Source organism: Comamonas sp. BIGb0152, assembly GCF_024809975.1.
Classification (GTDB): Bacteria; Pseudomonadota; Gammaproteobacteria; order Burkholderiales; family Burkholderiaceae_C; genus Comamonas.
The window spans coordinates 1-18,218 of sequence record NZ_JANUDY010000017.1 but is presented as its reverse complement, the minus strand read 5'-3'; the positions used below and the strand labels follow the sequence as shown (position 1 = coordinate 18,218).

Annotated in this window: 13 protein-coding genes and 3 pseudogenes; 9 read left to right on the top strand and 7 right to left on the bottom strand. The window is 58.2% G+C overall.

What is annotated here, in order from left to right:
- Positions 1 to 1,326: 1,326 nt before the first annotated feature.
- Both M2375_RS22150 and M2375_RS22145 read right to left on the bottom strand, forming a co-directional pair.
- Complete coding sequence (locus M2375_RS22150) at positions 1,327 to 1,677, bottom strand: DUF4148 domain-containing protein (protein WP_259170436.1); 351 nt, start codon at positions 1,675 to 1,677, stop codon at positions 1,327 to 1,329.
- A 51-nt stretch (positions 1,678 to 1,728) separates the two neighbouring features.
- Complete coding sequence (locus tag M2375_RS22145; RefSeq protein ID WP_259170435.1) at positions 1,729 to 3,264, bottom strand: efflux transporter outer membrane subunit; 1,536 nt, start codon at positions 3,262 to 3,264, stop codon at positions 1,729 to 1,731.
- 89 nt (positions 3,265 to 3,353) lie between these two features.
- On the opposite strand from M2375_RS22145, the gene M2375_RS22140 reads away from it, so the two are divergent.
- The 3 genes from M2375_RS22140 to M2375_RS22130 all read left to right on the top strand — a co-directional run bounded on the left by M2375_RS22140 (position 3,354) and on the right by M2375_RS22130 (position 8,229).
- Positions 3,354 to 3,971 (top strand): TetR/AcrR family transcriptional regulator, encoded by a 618-nt coding sequence (locus M2375_RS22140; protein ID WP_259170434.1) that lies wholly within the window; start codon positions 3,354 to 3,356, stop codon positions 3,969 to 3,971.
- 75 nt (positions 3,972 to 4,046) lie between these two features.
- Positions 4,047 to 5,168, top strand: coding sequence for an efflux RND transporter periplasmic adaptor subunit (locus M2375_RS22135; protein WP_259170433.1), 1,122 nt, complete (start codon positions 4,047 to 4,049; stop codon positions 5,166 to 5,168).
- Positions 5,161 to 8,229, top strand: coding sequence for an efflux RND transporter permease subunit (locus M2375_RS22130; protein ID WP_259170432.1), 3,069 nt, complete (start codon positions 5,161 to 5,163; stop codon positions 8,227 to 8,229). The genes M2375_RS22135 and M2375_RS22130 overlap by 8 nt, the downstream gene beginning before the upstream one ends.
- A 656-nt stretch (positions 8,230 to 8,885) precedes the next feature.
- Here the strand turns inward: M2375_RS22130 and M2375_RS22125 are convergent.
- The 3 genes and pseudogenes from M2375_RS22125 to M2375_RS22115 all read right to left on the bottom strand — a co-directional run.
- Positions 8,886 to 10,067, bottom strand: coding sequence for an MFS transporter (locus M2375_RS22125; protein WP_259170431.1), 1,182 nt, complete (start codon positions 10,065 to 10,067; stop codon positions 8,886 to 8,888).
- A 219-nt stretch (positions 10,068 to 10,286) separates the two neighbouring features.
- Entirely contained in the window at positions 10,287 to 11,192 is a 906-nt protein-coding gene (locus M2375_RS22120) for a LysR family transcriptional regulator (RefSeq protein ID WP_259170430.1), read from the bottom strand.
- A gap of 191 nt (positions 11,193 to 11,383) precedes the next feature.
- Positions 11,384 to 12,106: pseudogene (locus M2375_RS22115) on the bottom strand (IS30 family transposase); the annotation flags it as partial.
- Positions 12,107 to 12,169: 63 nt separating this feature from the next.
- On the opposite strand from M2375_RS22115, the pseudogene M2375_RS22555 reads away from it, so the two are divergent.
- The 3 genes and pseudogenes from M2375_RS22555 to M2375_RS22105 form a co-directional block, all read left to right on the top strand.
- Positions 12,170 to 12,385: pseudogene (locus M2375_RS22555) on the top strand (transposase); the annotation flags it as partial.
- Between the two features lie 109 nt (positions 12,386 to 12,494).
- A complete protein-coding gene (locus M2375_RS22110; RefSeq protein ID WP_259170429.1) occupies positions 12,495 to 12,785 on the top strand; it encodes a helix-turn-helix domain-containing protein in 291 nt (96 codons plus the stop codon).
- Positions 12,786 to 12,840: 55 nt separating this feature from the next.
- Positions 12,841 to 12,969: a hypothetical protein gene (locus tag M2375_RS22105; RefSeq protein ID WP_259170428.1), complete on the top strand. Its 129-nt coding sequence runs from the start codon at positions 12,841 to 12,843 to the stop codon at positions 12,967 to 12,969.
- A 244-nt stretch (positions 12,970 to 13,213) separates the two neighbouring features.
- Here M2375_RS22105 and M2375_RS22100 read toward each other — a convergent pair whose 3' ends face one another.
- On the bottom strand, positions 13,214 to 14,089 hold the full coding sequence (locus M2375_RS22100; protein WP_259170427.1) for a LysR family transcriptional regulator: 876 nt from the start codon (positions 14,087 to 14,089) through the stop codon (positions 13,214 to 13,216).
- Positions 14,090 to 14,278: 189 nt separating this feature from the next.
- Between M2375_RS22100 and M2375_RS22095 the strand changes: the two genes are divergently transcribed.
- From M2375_RS22095 to M2375_RS22085, 3 genes are all read left to right on the top strand, one after another.
- A complete protein-coding gene (locus M2375_RS22095; RefSeq protein WP_259170426.1) occupies positions 14,279 to 15,349 on the top strand; it encodes an alkene reductase in 1,071 nt (356 codons plus the stop codon).
- Positions 15,350 to 15,408: 59 nt separating this feature from the next.
- Positions 15,409 to 16,344 (top strand): NADP-dependent oxidoreductase, encoded by a 936-nt coding sequence (locus M2375_RS22090; protein ID WP_259170425.1) that lies wholly within the window; start codon positions 15,409 to 15,411, stop codon positions 16,342 to 16,344.
- A gap of 63 nt (positions 16,345 to 16,407) precedes the next feature.
- Positions 16,408 to 17,322 carry a pirin family protein gene (locus tag M2375_RS22085; protein WP_259170424.1) on the top strand — a complete coding sequence of 305 codons (915 nt, stop codon included), beginning with the start codon at positions 16,408 to 16,410 and terminating at the stop codon, positions 17,320 to 17,322.
- Between the two features lie 345 nt (positions 17,323 to 17,667).
- Here M2375_RS22085 and M2375_RS22080 read toward each other — a convergent pair.
- Positions 17,668 to 18,075 (bottom strand): annotated as a pseudogene (locus tag M2375_RS22080) (LysR substrate-binding domain-containing protein); the annotation flags it as partial.
- Positions 18,076 to 18,218: the final 143 nt, after the last annotated feature.

Below are 18,218 nucleotides of genomic sequence, written 5' to 3'. Positions count from 1 at the left end.
ACTTGGAGGGCCCTGATGGTCAGCGTCGGCTGCTACCCTGAAAGCCGTCACTGGGCTGGCTCGAACATCGGTGCGCGGATGACCGATATGTGGTTATGACCGAACGCGTACGATGATGCGTCGGGTGGCAGCAACCGCTGCAAAGCCGACCGCACTACGACAAACACTGCAGGCCAATTAGTGGTTGCGCCCCACAGATAGAACGGTGGACGGGCCTCGCACATATAAATCTAAGGCTATAGGCTGCTAACTTTCGTCGGAATTTGACCCCTGCTCAGCTTTGACAATCAGCTCAAAAAAGAAGTAAGTCCAAGTGCTTTTACCACCACCTGCTGGTCAAGATTGCATCGGCCCTAACAAATATGCTTATATAAAGCAAACCTAACAATTCCGCGAAAAATTACCGAGGACATGTGCATTTATAAGGGCCTTGACTAGCACCAGGCCTAGTTCTTTGATTCTTTATGATCGGCTCTAACACGCCTTTGAGATTGTAGTTGGTCATGCAGTAATTGTCGCATTGCCTTTGTTCAGAGATGTCTCGTCTATCAATTGAATTAGATGCGCAGTAAGCGACTATAAATAAGACGAGCACGAGTAGTGAAACAACCAGCGGTGCTTTGGATTTTCGCACTTTTTTCGTGCTCGATCTTATTTTCTTCATTTTTGCAATTATCTTGGTCCAACTACGGGACTACAAATTATCTCAACAGGTGGTAGCGCTGAGCATTGGTTTGGAGGCGAGGGACGAGATACTACTGTACAACCGTGGGGGCCTACTGAAGGCAGGACGACAGGTGACAATGGAGGCATATAGTTGATTCCAGGCCATACTCCAGGTAGATTTGTGCTCACTTGTGTCGGCATATTGCCAAGCGAATTAATTAAGTTTAGTGCATTGCTGTTCGTAGACACCGATGGCGGGCCAGATGGTAAGGCACCGCCACTTCTTCTGATCTCCCTGGTGCTAGGTATCGCAGGCGGTCTTCCGTAGGGCGATGTGTACCCAAGCTGTTGATTTCCACGCAAACCTGACCCCACTGGAGGTGCGGACGAAAACTTGGAGTGCCCTGATGGCCAGCGTCGGCTGCTACCCTGAAAGCCGTCACAGGGCCGGCTTGAACATCGGTACGTGGATGACCGATATGCGGTTGTGACCGAACGCGTGCGATGAAGCAATGGGTGGCAGTAACCGCTGCGAAGCCGACTTGTTAACGGTTGAATTCGCAGCCGTGGGAGGAAATTTTTACGTGCATTCCCTGGGGGTCAAGATTGCAGCGGCCCTAACATACATGGCTCAGCAGTGCTTTTGCAACTACATCGATGCTACTTATTCAAGTACTTCTGGACCTCTTTCTGAAATTCTTCGCTGTTGCGGAGGCGTAAATACTCCTGGTAAACGGAGCGATATTCTTCAGTTTCTGGTCCGTACGACAGCAACTTGGCATAGCGATCAACGCCAGCACGACGCCACAAAGCAAGGTCCGCGATCACCTCGGCTCGAGACAGTGAGGGGGGTTGTGGGGCTGGTGGCGTATCAGTCTCGTGGGAGTAAGCCATGAAACTGGTGGAAAGCGCGATCGAGGCGAGCGCCATTCTCAGCGTGTTTGAGCTTGCGTAACGGATTTGGGGAGCGGTAGTTTCTGGCATATCTTTCCAGTTGGTAGATGTGTTCATCTGTGGAGTAAGGCTGGCAACCGCGCTGTGCGGCCAGACAAACCCATGGCTTCAGCGCTTGGGATCAGAAGGCGCGTCTGTGTACACCACTTGCTTGGTCGGTTGGGGTGGGTTACCCATGACGGCAACTGGGCTTGAATTCGCTGCGTCAAGCGTCCAGCCGCCCCCAAGTGCCTTGAAAACAGCCACTGCTGAGCGCGCAGCGTCAGTTCGGTTTTGGGCCTGTGCATCCAGTACACGCAAAAGGCTCTCATCTGCCTGAAGTACCTCAATCAGACTCACTACGCCTTGTTCGTAAGCGGCGCCTGAGGCCTGCCGGGCCCGCAAAAGCGATGCCGCGCCCATATCCAACACCGACATAAGCTCGCGCCGCTTGTCCATAGCAACCAGCGCGTTTTCCACGTCTTCTGTGGCGCGCAGAATCGCCTGCCGGTAAGCAGCAAGCGCTTCTGCCTCTTGGGCCTGTGCTTGGCTGATCTGCGCATTGATGCGTCCAAAATCAAAGAGCCTCCAGCGCAGCCCCGCCATCGCGCCCGCCTGCGACGCCCCACCTGTAAAGAGCTTGCCCGAGGCGAGGGAAGTCGCGCTGCCGACCAAGCCGCTGATAGAAAGCTTTGGATAATATTCAGCAAATGCGATGCCTATGCGAGCGCTGGAGGCTGCTAAGCGCCGCTCGGCGGCGATGATGTCGGGGCGGCGCCTCAGCAGATCCGCTGGCGTATCTGTCAGCCAAAAAGTCGGAAGATCGGGGACTGGTCGATGGACTGCCAGTTCGGCTCGGTGCGTGCCAGGCACAGTAGCCAGCATCACATCCATGGCGTTTAGCGATGCATCCAGTGCAGTTTCCAGCGGTGCTATCGTGGCCAGGGCTTGAGACAGCGCACCTTCTGCTTGGTGTAACTGAAGCTCAGACGCAATGCCCTTTTCGAAACGCAACCCGATAGTGGAGCGCAGTTGCTGCTTTGTCTGCACCTGTTTGCGCGCCACCTCCAATCGCGTTTGCAAGCCACGGATCTGAAGGTAGGTGTCTGCCGTTTGGGCAGCTATCGCAAGCCGCACGGCGGTCGCCGTAGCTTCTGAAGCAGCATATTCGGCTGATGAGGCCTCTTTTGCGCGTCGCAAACCTCCGAAAAGGTCAAGCTCCCAACTGGCTTCGAGGTTGGCCTCGCGCAAATTGCCGAAACGGCTGTACCCGGGCAGCGAGCTCAGGACTTGTCCAAGCGGCATCTCCGTCGATTGGTGGCTCCTGGCGGTTTGCGCAGCAATGTTGCCCGAGGGCAGCAACGCCGCCTCAGCGGCATCCAGTCCCGAGCGTGCCTGGAGCACGCGGGCAGAGGCTTGGGCAAGGTCCAGGTTCTGCCGCAACGCTGCCGTCACATAACGCCCTAAGTCAGGATCACTAAAGGCAGTCCACCAAGTCCCCAGCTCGGTTGCGGCGGATGGATCAACCGAAACTGCATCACCCAGAACGCCGCTGCCCCTGTACGCGCCGGGCAGCTCAGTGATGGGACGTTGGTAGTCCGGGCCTACCGCACAACCAGCAGCGAGGCTGCTCAGGGCAAAAATGAAAGCGGTATGGCGCAGCATGTTCCATAAATGGGGTTGATGAAGTAGTGACTATATTACATATCGGTCACTTGTTGTGCAGTTTATTTCTTGCGGTTAAGCTTGAGTGCATGAGTACCACCAACGTCTACCCCACCTCTGCCCGTGGGCCGGCCGAACACGATGTAAGGCAGCAGATCGTGATTGCAGCCAAGGAGCATTTCAGTCGCTACGGCTATGAGAAAACGACCGTTTCGGACTTGGCGAAAGCCATTGGTTTTTCCAAGGCATACATCTACAAGTTTTTTGAATCGAAACAGGTCATCGGTGAAATGATCTGCGCAAACTGCCTCAAGGAGATGGAGGACGAAATTCGCCAAGCTGTTGCTAGCACCGATGCGCCTCCAGAGCAATTGCGGCGCTTACTCAAAGCCATAGTTACAGCGACGCTGCGCCTTTTTTCAGAGGATCGCAAGTTGTATGAGATCGCCATTTCTGCGTCGACAGAGCGCTGGCAGGCGGCCCAGGCCTATGAGCAGCGCTTGCACCAACTGCTGCTGGAAATCCTGGAGGCGGGGCGTCAAAAAGGCGACTTTGAGCGCAAGACGCCTTTGGATGAAACAGGGCTCGCCATCTTTCTGGTCATGCGCCCTTATTTGAATCCGCTGCTGCTGCAGCACAGCCTTGACCATGCAGAAGAGGCGCCTGCGCAGTTGGCTGGATTGGTCTTGAGAAGTCTTTCGCCTTAAAATCTCGATTAGTGACTATTGACTTTATTGGTCACTAATTACAAAATTCGGTCCTGGTCATTCATCAGGACTCACATGCTCCCGCTCCGTCATCTGTCTCTAGTCGCCTTTGGCGCGCTGTCCCTCACGCTGGTCGCCTGCGGAAAAACCGCATCACCCGATCCGCGGACCCAGCCTCCGCTGGTGCGCACCGTGCTGGTATCCACGGCGGCGTCTTCGGGTCGGGCATTTAGCGGCACCATCGCCGCGAGGGTGCAAAGCGACCTTGGCTTTCGCGTAACAGGCAAGGTGCTTGAGCGATTGGTGGACAACGGCCAGGCGGTCAAACGGGGCCAGCCACTGATGCGTGTCGACCCGGTTGATCTGAAATTGGCCGCCGTCGCGCAAGATGAAGCCGTTTCTGCCGCCCGCGCCCGCTCGCTGCAGGCCGACGACGAAGAGGCGCGTTACCGCGCGTTGCAAGGCACTGGGGCCATTGCGGCATCGGCTTACGACCAGATCAAAGCAGCAGCGGATACCGCTAGGGCACAGCTGCGCGCGGCCGAGGCGCAGGCAGCTGTGGCGCGCAATGCCAGCCGATATGCGGAGCTGGTGGCTGATTCAGACGGCATCGTGATGGAGACGCTTGCCGAACCTGGTCAGGTCATCAGCGCGGGTCAGGTCGTCGTACGTGTTGCCCATGCTGGCAAGCGTGAGGCCGTCGTTCAATTGCCTGAAACCTTAAGACCTGCCTTGGGCTCGGTGGCCCAAGCCACTTTGTTCGGCAAGGACGACGTCGTGGTTCAGGCCCATCTGCGTCAACTCTCCGATGTGGCAGACAAAGCAACGCGGACCTTTGAGGCGCGGTATGTACTCGACCCTGCAAGTGCTGGCAGCGCTCCTCTGGGCAGCACGGTCACTGTCAAGCTTGGTCGCAACACCTCAGAACTCTCCAACGGCGTTTTGCTGGTGCCGTTAGGTGCTATCCATGACGCTGGCCAGGGTCCCGCAGTTTGGGTGGTCCAGGAGAAGCAGGTGAGAAGGCAGCCCGTCACCATCGTGCGAGTCGAGGACAGCAACGCCCAGGTAACGGGCGGGCTTCGGACGGGTGACCGCATCGTGGCGCTCGGCGCACATCTGCTGAGCGAAGGCGCTCAAGTGCGCCTCAGCAACGAGGCGCCCGCAGCGGCCACGTCCACAGGAGCTTCCCGTGGCTGAGAGTCGTTTCAATCTTTCCGCGCTGGCCGTACGCGAGCGCTCCATCAGCCTTTTCCTAATTTTGCTGATCTCATTGACCGGGGTGTTCGCTTTCCTGAAGCTAGGCCGAGCGGAAGACCCCGCCTTCACCGTCAAAAGCATGACGGTCGTCACCGCTTGGCCCGGTGCGACCCCGCAGGAAATGCAGGATCAGGTCGCCGAGAAGCTGGAAAAGCGCATGCAGGAGTTGCGCTGGTATGACCGCACGGAGACCTTTGTCCGCCCTGGACTGGCTTTCACCACCTTGACCTTGCTCGATTCCACCCCTCCTGGCGACGTGCAGGAAGAGTTTTACCAAGCTCGAAAAAAGCTGGGGGATGAAGCACGCAATCTGCCTTCCGGGGTGGTAGGCCCGATGGTGAACGATGAGTATTCAGACGTCACCTTTGCGATCTATGCGCTCAAGGCCCGGGGTGAGGAGCAACGGGTGCTGGTGCGAGACGCGGAAGCGCTACGCCAACGCATGCTGCATGTGCCAGGGGTGAAGAAGGTCAACATAGTCGGCGAGCAATCAGAGCGGATCTATGTCGAGTTCTCGCACGAGCGCCTGGCCACGCTGGGAATCAACCCACAAGAAGTCTTTGCCGCGCTGAACAACCAGAATGCGCTAACGCCCGCCGGCTCTATCGAAACCAAGGGCCCACAGGTTTTCATTCGCATCGATGGTGCTTTTGACGAGCTGCAGAAGATCCGCAACACCCCCATCGTTTCCCAAGGCAGGACGATCAAACTATCTGATATTGCGATCGTCAAGCGCGGCTACGAAGAGCCCTCAACATTCATCATCCGCAACGGTGGAGAGCCGGCGCTGCTGCTCGGCATCATCATGCGTGATGGCTGGAATGGGCTCGACCTTGGTAAGGCGCTTGAAGACGAAGTACACGCCATCAACGCGGACATGCCGCTGGGCATCAGTCTGAGCAAGGTGACAGACCAGTCTGTGAACATCGCCGCTTCGGTGGATGAATTCATGCTGAAGTTCCTGGCTGCGCTCATGGTGGTGCTGGTGGTCTGTTTTGTCAGCATGGGCTGGCGGGTGGGCGTGGTAGTCGCAGCCGCCGTGCCGCTCACACTCGCAGCCGTTTTCATCGTCATGGCCGCGACGGGCAAGAACTTTGATCGTATAACGCTAGGCTCCCTGATCCTTGCGCTCGGGCTGCTGGTGGATGACGCCATCATTGCCATCGAGATGATGGTGGTGAAAATGGAAGAGGGTTTCGACCGCGTGGCTGCTTCTGCTTATGCATGGAGCCATACTGCCGCGCCTATGCTGTCGGGAACGCTGGTCACCGCAGTGGGTTTTATGCCAAATGGCTTCGCTCGCTCCACCGCAGGTGAGTACACCAGCAATATGTTTTGGATCGTCGGTATTGCGCTGATCGTATCTTGGGTGGTTGCCGTGGTGTTCACGCCCTATCTGGGGGTCAAGTTGCTGCCCGACCTCAAGAAGGTCGAGGGCGGGCATGCGGCTATGTACGGTTCGTCGCGCTACGAGAGATTTCGCAGAATGTTGGGATCTGTCATAGCGCACAAGTGGCTTGTCGCTGCCACCGTTGGCGCCCTGATGACCGCTGCCGTGCTGGGCATGGCGATCGTCAAGAAGCAGTTCTTCCCCATCTCTGACCGGCCCGAAGTGATGGTTGAAGTGCAAATGCCTTATGGCACCTCCATCACGCAAACGAGCGAGACTACCAAAAAGGTGGAAGAGTGGCTCTCGCAGCAACCTGAATCGGAGATCGTGACCGCCTATATTGGCCAGGGCGCCCCACGTTTTTTCCTCGCTATCTCGCCTGAGTTGCCCGATCCCTCTTTTGCCAAGATCGTCGTGCGCACCGCAGACCAGGCGCAGCGTGACGCACTGAAGCACAGGTTTCGAGAGGCGGTTGCCCAAGGCTTGGCACCCGAAGCGCAGCTGCGAGCAACGCAGATCGTCTTCGGTCCGTATTCACCTTTCCCGGTCGCCTACCGAGTCTCCGGCCCAAACCCTGAGCAGTTGCGTCTGATCGCCGCTCAGGTGCAAAAGGTGATGGAAGATAGCCCGATGATGCGTACCGTGAACGCTGACTGGGGTACGCAAACTCCCGTCATGCGCTTCACCCTGAATCAAGATCGTCTGCAGGCGGTTGGCCTCACCTCATCCGGGGTAGCACAACAACTGCAGTTCCTGCTGAGTGGCGTGCCAGTAACGACCGTGCGTGAAGACATTCGCACCGTCGTCGTGACAGCACGCTCGGCGGGCGACACGCGCCTGGATGCGGCAAAGATCGGCAATTTCACGCTCACTAACGCGTCAGGCCAGCGCATTCCTTTGTCGCAATTGGGCGAAGTCACCGTGCAAATGGAGGAGCCCATCATGCGTCGCCGCGACCGCGTACCCACCATCACCGTGCGCGGAGACATTGATGACACATTGCAACCGCCTGACGTCTCGGCGGCCATTAGCAAGCAGCTGAAAGCCATCAAGGACGCCTTGCCTCCTTCCTATCGCATTGAAGAAGCGGGGTCTATCGAAGAGTCTGCAAAGGCCATGACCGCCATGCTGCCCTTGTTTCCCATCATGATCGCCATCACGTTGATCATCATCATTCTGCAGGTCAGGTCGATGTCGGCGATGGTCATGGTGTTCCTGACCAGCCCCTTGGGGCTGATCGGTGTGGTGCCGACACTCATTCTTTTTCAGCAGCCTTTCGGTATCAACGCATTGGTCGGTCTGATTGCGCTGTCGGGGATTCTGATGCGCAACACCCTGATCCTTATCGGGCAGATTCAGCACAACGAGCAGGAGGGGCTAGATCCGTTCCATGCGGTGGTGGAAGCCACCGTCCAACGCGCCCGTCCTGTCATCTTGACCGCTCTGGCAGCCATTCTGGCGTTCATCCCGTTGACGCACTCCGTGTTTTGGGGAACGCTTGCCTACACTCTCATCGGCGGGACGCTGGCTGGCACCGTCCTTACCTTAGTGTTTCTGCCTGCGATGTACTCGATTTGGTTCCGAATCCGCCCTTCGGTTAAAAACTGCTAGCGGGTTTGATGAGCGCGTACGAGGTCGCAGATTGAAGACCGAGAGCGCATGCTTGCTTTCTTCAACTTGGACATCTATAGCAAGGAGCGGCGCGGACTGGGCTCGCAGCAGCGCCGTTAAATGAGGGCAACGATCATCCGATGTCCAAGCTAAGAAGGCATTGGATGTTCGTGATTTAAGAACTGCAATGGAGCGATTGTGCGACAGTCGAAGATCAGCCAACAGCGGTCAGCCGCTTGGTTCACTTCAACGGCTGGTGCAGGCTGATTTGAGTCATTCACGATCCAGGGCCTCAATGGCAGCAATCGCAAGCATTGGTCGTTGGGCCTCCCAGTTCTGAGCGCACGCCTCGTCTACGGAACCCTTCCATCGGGCAATTCAAATCTGGGCCCCCAGCCTCGAATGACTGCTAGTGCGCGTAACGACAGATTCATTTCAACACGGAGCAAGCATTTAGATCAAAGCTACAACCCGTCATCGGATGAGTGATGAACCCGTGGCATGGCTCGGATCCTTCTGTAAGTAAGGTGTCATACGGGTGGCCGGTGACAACATCACAAAGAGAGAGGCAAGAACGAATGTGTGCATTCAGTGACGGTACTTCCGCTGGATAAAGGGGATGGGGGTGGACGCTCGTCATCTCGCCTTCGCGGGGCTTAGACGGTCCCCTCGCACGGTCCGGCGCATTTTTTTTGCAGGTACAGGACTGCCGCCGCAGCAGCAGCAACTGACGCACCAGCTAAAGGAACCCACGAAACGTCAAAGTACGAAATGGTGATGCTACCCAGCCCCCCTCCCAGTGCAGTTCCCAGATTGAAAGAGGCGATATTCAAGCCCGCAGCTACTGCCGTCGATTCGGGCGCAATTGCCTGGGCCAGCTTCAGGAGATGAAGTGTTAGCAGGGTCACGATGCAAAAGAAGAGCATGCCTAGCGACCCGACAAGAACCACCATCGCGGCGGGGGAGCCGTTCAACCAATACAAACCGAGCAAGTTCAATGTCAGTCCGACTAAGGCGGTCAGAGTGCTGCCGACCGGGCCCATCACATCCGCCAGATAGCCACCAAGGAGATTGCCGGCGATGGCGCAAAGTCCAAACGCAAGCATCGCCACGCTCAGCCATTGGACATCGATACCCGTCACGTCCAGCAGGTAGGGCGAAACGAAGGTGAAGAAGGAAAAGGTCGCGATGCTCACCAGGACGCTGACGCCAGCCGTGGTCATCAACTGCGGATGCGTGACGGCTTTGAGGCCCTTCCATGCACTCACTCGACGGCCTCTGCGCTGGTCAGGCCGGCGATGGGGCATGAAAAACAGCAAGCCGAACATGCTCAAGGTGCCAAGCGCCCCGATAAACAGAAAAATGATTCGCCATGACCATAGGCTGCCGAGATATGTGCCCATCGGAACTCCGAGGGCGAGCGCAAGCGTCAGTCCGATCCAAACCACGGACAGCGCGCGGCCGGCGTGTTGCTTGTCGACTAACTTCGTCGCGGCATCTGATGCGACCGCCATGAAGACGCCGTGTCCCAGACCCACTACGAAGCGGACCGCCAAAAGCGTCGGCAGGTTCGGCGAAAGGCTCATCAGTATGCTGCCAGAGGTCAGCACTGCTACGGACACCATCAGGACGTGTTTGTCCCTCCAATGTGAGACGAAGGCCGTTACAAAGGGAGCGCCAATGGCAGCGCCCAAAGCATAGACGGCGATAGCAGCCCCCACCGCAGCGATCCGGACATGAAGGTTCGCGGCCATGGCCGAGAGCAAGCCTGCAACGACAAATTCTGAAAGTCCGAAGGCGAAGGTGCACAGTGAGAAAACATAGATGGCTGCAGGCATGGCGGTTCAAGTATCGACTACGGAATGAAGACGCTGGAACGCCTCGCTGCAGCAGCGGCAGGAGCTGTTCCAGTTTTCAGATGCTGCACACGTCAGCACGGGTCAGGACATTGCGATGCACCGCATTGGACAGTGGACGCGAAGCCAGCTTAGCGGGTACATGACCGCTCGTGAAATACCGTTCGTGTCGCGAAACAAGACGTAGAAGATATGAGCGCTTCAAGGCGGTGTTATGCGCTTGCGTATCTCTCCGATCAGCCGGTCTCTCAGAGGTGATGCTTGCAAACCATTCCAGGCCATCAGGAGATCGAGCTGCAACAGGTGCTCCGATCCGGCCGCGGTGACCGGACGAAACACGATGTCATTGCGCGCCTCATGGGTCAGCGATGCTGGTATCAGCGCAATGCCGAAGCCGCTTGCGACCAATGCAATCAAGGTGTGCAGTTTCCGCGCATGTTGTACCACTCGGGGTTGGAACCCTAGCGCTTGGCAAAGACGGACAATTTGGTCGTGAAAGCCCGGCCCCAGCGGCCTGGGTGACATGACGAAATCCTCGTCTTTTAATAACGCGAGTTCGATGGATGCATGGTCCACGAGCCGATGCCCCGCCGGAAGCGCCACCCAAATAGGCTCTCGCGCAACGGTTTCGAAGCACAAAGTCGGTGTGGACATTCCGGGCGTACGCATGAACCCGATGTCGGCCGTGCCGTTCTCCAACGCTTCTATCTGCTCTCGCGTCGTCGCCTCCTTCATCTCGAAGGCGACGCCGGGTGACGCAGCCCGGAATTGGCGCAACGCACGCAGAAGGGGTGCGTACGGCGTAATGTGGATAAAGACTAAGGTCAGCCGCCCGTCGAGGCCCTGCGCGACGCGGCGGGTATGTGCGACGCTCTCGTCCAATGACTGGAGGATGGACCTTGCCTTTTCCAGAAAGGCTGTACCAGCCGGCGTCAACGCAACGCTGCGCTTGGTGCGCAGGAACAGCGGAGTTTCGAGCTCGCTTTCCAGTCGCCGGATGGCTTGGCTTAAAGGCGGCTGAGCCATATGCAAGCGCTCCGCAGCACGGCTGAAATGAAGTTCTTCCGCGACGGCGATGAACTGTTGGAGAAGGCGTGTTTCCAGCATGGAAGTATCCGGTGCTCTTTTCTGTAGGGGCGCAGTTTGGGGCGGGCGAGCGCGACGATAAGACACGGGTCAAGCAGGCTTCGGCACGGACGCAGCGACGTCATGCCGGAAAGCGACGTATGCAGAAGTATTGCCTTTATGCAACCGGAGCAAGGTTTAGTCGTTGCGAGCGTCAGGTATTGGCTGTGAATTCAACCGATCGACGCAACACACTCATCGAACATTTCAGCAGGGGTTCGATATCCCAGAGTTTTGCGTGGTCGTTGATTGAGATCTCTCGCAATAGCATCCAGGCTATCTTGTGAGTATGCAGACAGATCAATGCCTTTAGGTAGGTACTGACGAAGCAATCCATTGGTGTTTTCGTTGGAGCCTCGCTGCCAGGGGTTCTGCGGGTCACAGAAGTAGACCTGGATATCGGTTGCCAAGGTGAACCGCTTGTGCCCGGCCATTTCAGAGCCCCAGTCCCAGGTCAGGGACAGATACAGCTCACGCGGCAATGTCTGTGCATGCCGAGCCAGCGCGGCTCCTACGGTGTACGAGTCTTTGTCCACGAGTTTGACCAACATCACATAGCGCGTATGCCGCTCGACAAGTGTCGCTATCTGACTGTAGGCATCACCGAATAACAGGTCGCCTTCCCAGTGACCAGGAACTGCTCGATCTTCAACGCAGGCTGGACGCTCGCTGATAGGCACTGCACCTACGATCCGTCCATGGATGGGAGTTTTCTGGGTGTAGTGCCGGGAGCGACGCTTACCTCTGGTTCGCCGCAGGTGCTCCAGGAGCTCCTTCTTCAAAGCCCCACGTGTTTGGACGAATAGTGTGCGGTAGATGGCTTCGTGAGACACCTGCAACTCCTTTTGGTCCGGGTAGGTTCGCTTGAGCCATCCCGCTATTTGTTCGGGTGACCACAGACTGGGCTTCCCCCAGTTTCCCGGACACATCGAATGACATGATGTGCTTAGGAGTCAGATATGCCAAGGACGAGAAGAACGTTTACGGACGAGTTCAAGCGGGAAGCCGTGAAGCTGGTCAAGCAGCCAGGGGCGATGGTCACGCACATAGCGAGGGACCTCGGCATAGAGCAGAGCGTGCTGCGACGCTGGGTCAGCCAGGAGCAAGGCGGCGTCATGGACATTCGGGCCAACAAGCCCTTGCGCAGCGAGTCGGCCTCTGAAGTCGAGCGTGTTCAACGGGAACTGCGCCGGGTCACCACGGAGCGCGACATCTTAAAAAAAGCGCTCGTGCATTCAACCGGTCAAGGCAACATCGTCTCAAGAACGTTGTTGGAAGTTTGGTATGGAAACGCGCAAGCGAGGATTGACGGTGCAGCAGCGCCAGGAGTTATGGGCTCGCTGGAAAGCTGGGCAAACGCTGACCGCCATCGGCGCGGCCCTGGACAAGGCACCGGGCTCGATCTACGGATTCCTCGCTACGGACGGTGGCATCGCGCCCAGGCAACGTCGTCGATCTGTGCATCAGCTACAAATTGATGAGCGCGAGGAAATATCCCGTGGATTGATGGCCGGCGTCTCATTGCGACAGATCGCCACTGGCCTTGGCCGCTCGCCGTCGACGATAAGCAAGTAGATTGCACGCAATGGTGGTGGTCGTGTTGTTCAACCTTTCGCCCTGGCTCTCCCCCATGAAGCATGTCGCCACATTGAATGAGCCTGCCGCCCATGTGGTTCACGGCATTCTTGTGACCCTGGGTTTCGTCTTGCCCGGCTTCCTGCTGACCTGGCTTATCAACCGGGCGCAGCGTCTGAGCTAGCGCGACCTTGGCGTCGCACAAGTGGCGCTAGAAGCGTGCCGAGAATTGCTTGCTCAACTCCAGGGTGGAAAAGGGGATTTCTCAAGGTGGCTTGAAACTCCGCTAGGAGCCCAAAGTTCTTGCTCAAGCGCGCCGGTTGAGCGTCGGCTGTCGCTGAATAGAAAGTATTCCGCGGAACGCTTGGAATCACTCCACACCTGCGTTAGATGGACCCTGTGGAGAACTACGTTGAATCGCTGCAAAGCTAACGGGTGATTAATCGGTCCTGTAAAAACTCGATGAATCGCAGCGTCTTGGCCGGTAAAAGCCGCGTTTCCGTCAACGCGTACACAGGTATGGGTTTGCCATGCCAGGCGGGCAAGACACGACGCAACCGGCCCTCGGCCACGTCGTCCGCCACAACGCCCTCGGCCAGCAGGGCGATGCCTTGGCCTAAAACGGCGAAGCTGCGGTACATGCCGACGCTGTTGACCGTGAAGCGCCGGCCGATTTCCACCTCGGCAGTCTCGTCCTCCTTATGGATCACCCATGGTCCCGACTTCGGGTAACCGATGCACTCGTGCCGCCGCAGTTCAGTAGGCTCGGTGGGCTCGCCAGCTCTCTTGAGATAGCCAGGCGACGCATATAGGTAGGGCGTGATGCGCGCCAGTTGCCGCGCGATCAGCGTTGAACTCGGTTGCTCGCCCATGCGGATGGCAACGTCGAAGGGCTCGGTCACCAAGTCGACTCTGCGCGGCGTGAGGTCCAGCTCGAATGTGATGCCCGGATAGCGCTCGGCAAACTCGGTGATCAGCGGCGCCATGTAGAGGGTTGCGAAATCCACAGGAAGCGACGCACGCAGCACGCCGCTGGGCTGGGCCAGCATCTCGCCGAGTTGCTCATGCGCAATGCGCGCCTCTTCGACGATGCGACTGCAACTGTCGTAGTAGATCTGCCCGGCCTCTGTGAGCTCGATCCTGCGGGTGGTGCGGTGCAGCAGGCGCAAGCCAATGTTTTTCTCCAGCGCGCCGATACGACGCGACAAGGTGGAGTTGGGCACGCCCGTGGCGTCGCCTGCGGCACGAAAGCTTTTGGCTTTCACAACCTCCACAAACAGCGCCATGTCGTTCAGATATTCCATGTCGATTGTGCCAATTTTGGATTAATGATTCCCACGGAACCGTCTTTATCTTGCCTGTAGGTTAATCGAAGATCGGGGCTCGTATCCAAGATGGTGCATGAAGACAGATTCAGCGCGCCAAAAGCTTGATCTCGATCTTGCCGCACCTTCTTCCGTCCGAGGCATTCACCCCCCCTTCAGGAGATTCTCATGACCCAACTCTTCAGCCCGGTCCAAGTCGGCCGCTACACCCTCTCGAACCGCCTCGTCATGGCGCCGATGACCCGTTCACGCGCCGAATTCGACGGCACGCCCAAGGCCCTGGCCGTCAGCTATTACGCCCAGCGCGCCACGGTGGGCTTGATCGTCTCCGAGGGCACGCAGCCTTCTGAAGACGGGCAGGGCTATCTCTGCACCCCCGGCATTTACACCGATGCCCAGGTTGCCGGCTGGAAGGTCATCGCCGAAGCCGTGCACAACAAGGGCTCGCGCCTCTTTATCCAGTTGATGCACGCCGGGCGAATGTCCCATCCCGACAATACGCCGCACCATCGGCAAGCCGTGGCGCCGTCCGCGATTGCGCCCGGTGCGCCGATGTTCACCATGACGGGCATGCAGCCCATCCCCGAGCCCCGCGCGCTGACCACTGAAGAGATTCGCCAGACCGTGGCGGACTTTCGCCTGGCCGCGCGTCGCGCGATGGAAGCTGGGGCAGACGGTGTCGAAATCCACGGCGCAAACGCCTATCTCATCCAGCAGTTCTTCGCCCCCAGCGCTAACGCCCGCACCGACGCGTACGGTGGATCCATCGAGAACCGAGCCCGCTTCGCCATCGAGGTGGCTACGGCCATCACCGAAGAAATTGGCGCGGACCGCACCGCCATCCGCTTTTCTCCCGGTGCCAAGCTGTGGGGCATTGACGAGGGTTCTGAAGCACCGGATCTCTACCGCTATCTGATCACCGAACTCGACAAGCTAGGCCTGGCCTACGTGCATGTAATGCAAGCGGGCAACGAGGCTTTGCTGGCAGACATCCGCAAGCTCTGGCGCGGCACGCTCATCGTGAACCGCCCAGGGCGCGCACGTGAACAGATTGGCAACGACCTCGCCTCTGGCTTGGCGCAGTTGGAAGCCTACGGGCAGATGGTGCTGGCCAACCCCGACTTCGCGGAGCGCTTGAAGACAAACGCACCAATGAACCCACCGGACCAGGCCACCTATTACGGCGGTGATGCCAAGGGCTATACCGACTATCCACGCCTGGCCAGCATCGCGGCCTGACCCAGCGCCGCTCTGCTCCCCGGTTCCTGAAATGTCCACCTCAGTAAGAGAAACTTCAAATGACAAACACTCAACGCGCCATTTTGGTTCGGACCTATGGCGGTGCCGCCGCCGCCGAGGTCGCCGAAATAGCTAAACCCACGGCCGGCGACGGCCAGGTGCTGGTCCGCGTTGGCGCGGCCGGTGTGAACGGCATCGACTGGAAATTTCGCGAAGGCCTGGTTCAGAAGGCTTTCCCAGTGCAGCTCCCGGCCGTGCTGGGGATTGAATTGGCTGGCACCGTGGAAGCGGTAGGGCCAGGTGCATCGCGTTTCAAAGTCGGCGACCGCGTCATGGGCCCCTTGGGGCGCCTTGGTGCCTACGCAGAATTTGTAGCCGTGGCCGAGGCGAACCTGGTGCACACGCCAAAAGGCCTGGACGACATGCAGGCAGCCGGTATACCGGTGGCGGCGGTGGCCGCCTGGCTGAGCCTGCATCAGGCGGGGCCCATCGCCGCAGGTCAACGCATCCTGATCCACGGAGCAGCAGGCGGGCTGGGCGGATATGCCGTGCAATACGCGAAGCAAGCGGGTGCTGAAGTTTTCGCCACGTCGTCTGCCGCACATCTGGACTACGTGCGCAGCCTGGGCGCGCGCCACGTCATCGACTACCGGAGCCAACGCTTCGAGGCGGTGGCGCAAGACATCGATCTGGTTCTCGACTACGTGGGTGGTGAAGTGCTTGATCGCTCGTGGGATGTGATGACTCCAAACGGCGCCACCGTAAGCGCAGCAGCGCCCGACATCGCGGCGCGTACACCGGCCGGTCGCCGCGGATTGTGGTTTGCGAACAAGGCCGACGCGACACTTCTGGCGCGGTTGGCTGACGAGATCGCCCAAGGCTCGCTGGCCTCCAGGGTCAGCGAAGTCGTGGGCTTCAATGACATCCCTGCAGCCATAGAACGCAATCGAGCCGGCCCTCGGTTTGGCAAAGTGGTTGCCGACTTCGCGCGCTGATGGGCATGCCGTAGCGCACGCCGCTGGCTATTCACCTTTAATCCCTTCTGGATATTTCAAACCATGAACGCTCATACAACCCCTGTGACAGACGCACATGCACTTTCGCCGCGCGTCATCGTTTACCGCACGCTTGGCCATGGCTCGGGCGGTCCCATCACACGGCTCATGAGCCCCTCTGATCTCGGCCAGTCGCTGAAGCCGTTCGTGTTCCTCGACATCTTTGATGCGCAAGAATCCGCCATTCAAGCGATGGCCAAAATGCCACTGCATCCGCATTCCGGTATCGCGACCGTCACCGTCTTCACAGAAGGCCACGTGCACTACGACGATCCCGCCAGCGGCAGCGGCACGATTGGTTATGGAGGTGTGGAGTGGATGCGTGCTGGCCTCGGTGTTTGGCATGGCAAGGAGATGACCGCACCTGCCGACGCAACCCGCATCCAGGGGTTTCAACTGTGGCTTGCGCTACCGGAAGCGCTGGAGCTGTCAGAGCCACAAAGCCACTACATCGAAGCGCAAGACGTGCCCAAGATCGGGCCCGCGCATGTCGTGATCGGTCGTTACGACGGTGCCCACAGCCCGGTCAACGCGCCCGACGGTATCAATTACCTGCTGGTGACACTGCAGCCAGGGGAACGCTGGACTTATAGCCCGCCACCAGACCACACGGTAGCCTGGCTGGCAGTCGCCAGTGGCAAGCTTGATGCTGGTGCAGTGGTGCAACCAGGTGAGATGGTGGTCTTCGCCGACGAAGCGAAACCCATCGTGCTGGAGGCTCGCGGCCTCGAAAGTACGGTCTTCGTACTCGGCTCGGCCATTCCACATCCGCATCCATTGCGTCTGGGAAATTATTCCGTACACACCTCTGCGCAGGCGCTTGCTGTGGGTGAAGGGCGCATCCGCGAACTGGGGCAAAAGTTAAAGGCGGCGGAAGACCGTGTCACTCCTTCAGGTACGGTACCGGTGTTCAAGTGAGCTGTTGCACAAGCTACACAAGTCGTGAGCACGGTTCTCTACCGCTGCATGCAGGCCTATAGGCTTTGGGGATAGAAAAGTTGTCATGGCACTTGGCAGTCGGCTTTGCTTTGTAAAGGCGCTATTCATCGCCATGTTCCCACCGGCCGCTAGCGCTGCAAAGCCGAATTGGCTTTACCGAGAGGTAACTTCAGGCTGATTGCAGTCAGTCAACTCAACAAGTTCGATGACTGGTAGCACCCCAACGGGCATTTGATGCAAGCAGATGAATGACCGTGTTGCTGTTCAATGCAGTTGTTCAAGACTCTGTCACTCTCCAAGCCAATAACGGCCAAAGGCCCGTGGCTAAGCAGAGCTTGCCGTTTGCGCCTCCGTCAGAATCCAGTTGACAAAGGCCTGCAACGGTGCCTCGCTCAGGCCTAATGGCTCAGGCAAGACCAAACAAAATTTCTTGGCAATGGATTGGCTGAGCGGCCAGGGGGCAACCAAGCGGCCTTGCTCCAACTCAGCTTCTACATAAATGCGCGGAACCAAGGCCACACCCAAACCAGAAAGCGCTGCCTCTATCAACATGGCATGCAGATCAAATCGCGAGCCGATGGCAGGGTTCGCTAACACCATGCCAGTCTCGTCGGCGTAGCGCTGCCAGGCATCCGGGTTTTGCATGCGATGCAGCCTGGGTAATGCATCTAAAGCGCAATCCTTGGGGTACTCGGCCAACAGCGCGGGGCTGCAGACCGGCACCAGCACTTTGACCCTGCCTCGTTTCCACGTACACCAAGTCATGCAGCCAACAGGCTACGCTCCTTTGTGACGGGGGCCATGTACCCGATGGCCGTGTGCATGCGCACGCGGTTGTAAAAGCCCTCGATCCAGTCCACGATGTCCAATCTTGC

Coding starts and splice junctions, on each gene's coding strand:
- M2375_RS22135 (WP_259170433.1), top strand. CDS start 4,047: ATGCTCCCGCTCCGTCATCTGTCTCTAGTCGCCTTTGGCGCGCTGTCC.
- M2375_RS22125 (WP_259170431.1), bottom strand. CDS start 10,067: ATGCCTGCAGCCATCTATGTTTTCTCACTGTGCACCTTCGCCTTCGGA.
- M2375_RS22120 (WP_259170430.1), bottom strand. CDS start 11,192: ATGCTGGAAACACGCCTTCTCCAACAGTTCATCGCCGTCGCGGAAGAA.
- M2375_RS22100 (WP_259170427.1), bottom strand. CDS start 14,089: ATGGAATATCTGAACGACATGGCGCTGTTTGTGGAGGTTGTGAAAGCC.
- M2375_RS22085 (WP_259170424.1), top strand. CDS start 16,408: ATGAACGCTCATACAACCCCTGTGACAGACGCACATGCACTTTCGCCG.
- M2375_RS22090 (WP_259170425.1), top strand. CDS start 15,409: ATGACAAACACTCAACGCGCCATTTTGGTTCGGACCTATGGCGGTGCC.
- M2375_RS22105 (WP_259170428.1), top strand. CDS start 12,841: ATGAAGCATGTCGCCACATTGAATGAGCCTGCCGCCCATGTGGTTCAC.
- M2375_RS22110 (WP_259170429.1), top strand. CDS start 12,495: ATGGAAACGCGCAAGCGAGGATTGACGGTGCAGCAGCGCCAGGAGTTA.
- M2375_RS22095 (WP_259170426.1), top strand. CDS start 14,279: ATGACCCAACTCTTCAGCCCGGTCCAAGTCGGCCGCTACACCCTCTCG.
- M2375_RS22140 (WP_259170434.1), top strand. CDS start 3,354: ATGAGTACCACCAACGTCTACCCCACCTCTGCCCGTGGGCCGGCCGAA.
- M2375_RS22145 (WP_259170435.1), bottom strand. CDS start 3,264: ATGCTGCGCCATACCGCTTTCATTTTTGCCCTGAGCAGCCTCGCTGCT.
- M2375_RS22150 (WP_259170436.1), bottom strand. CDS start 1,677: ATGAACACATCTACCAACTGGAAAGATATGCCAGAAACTACCGCTCCC.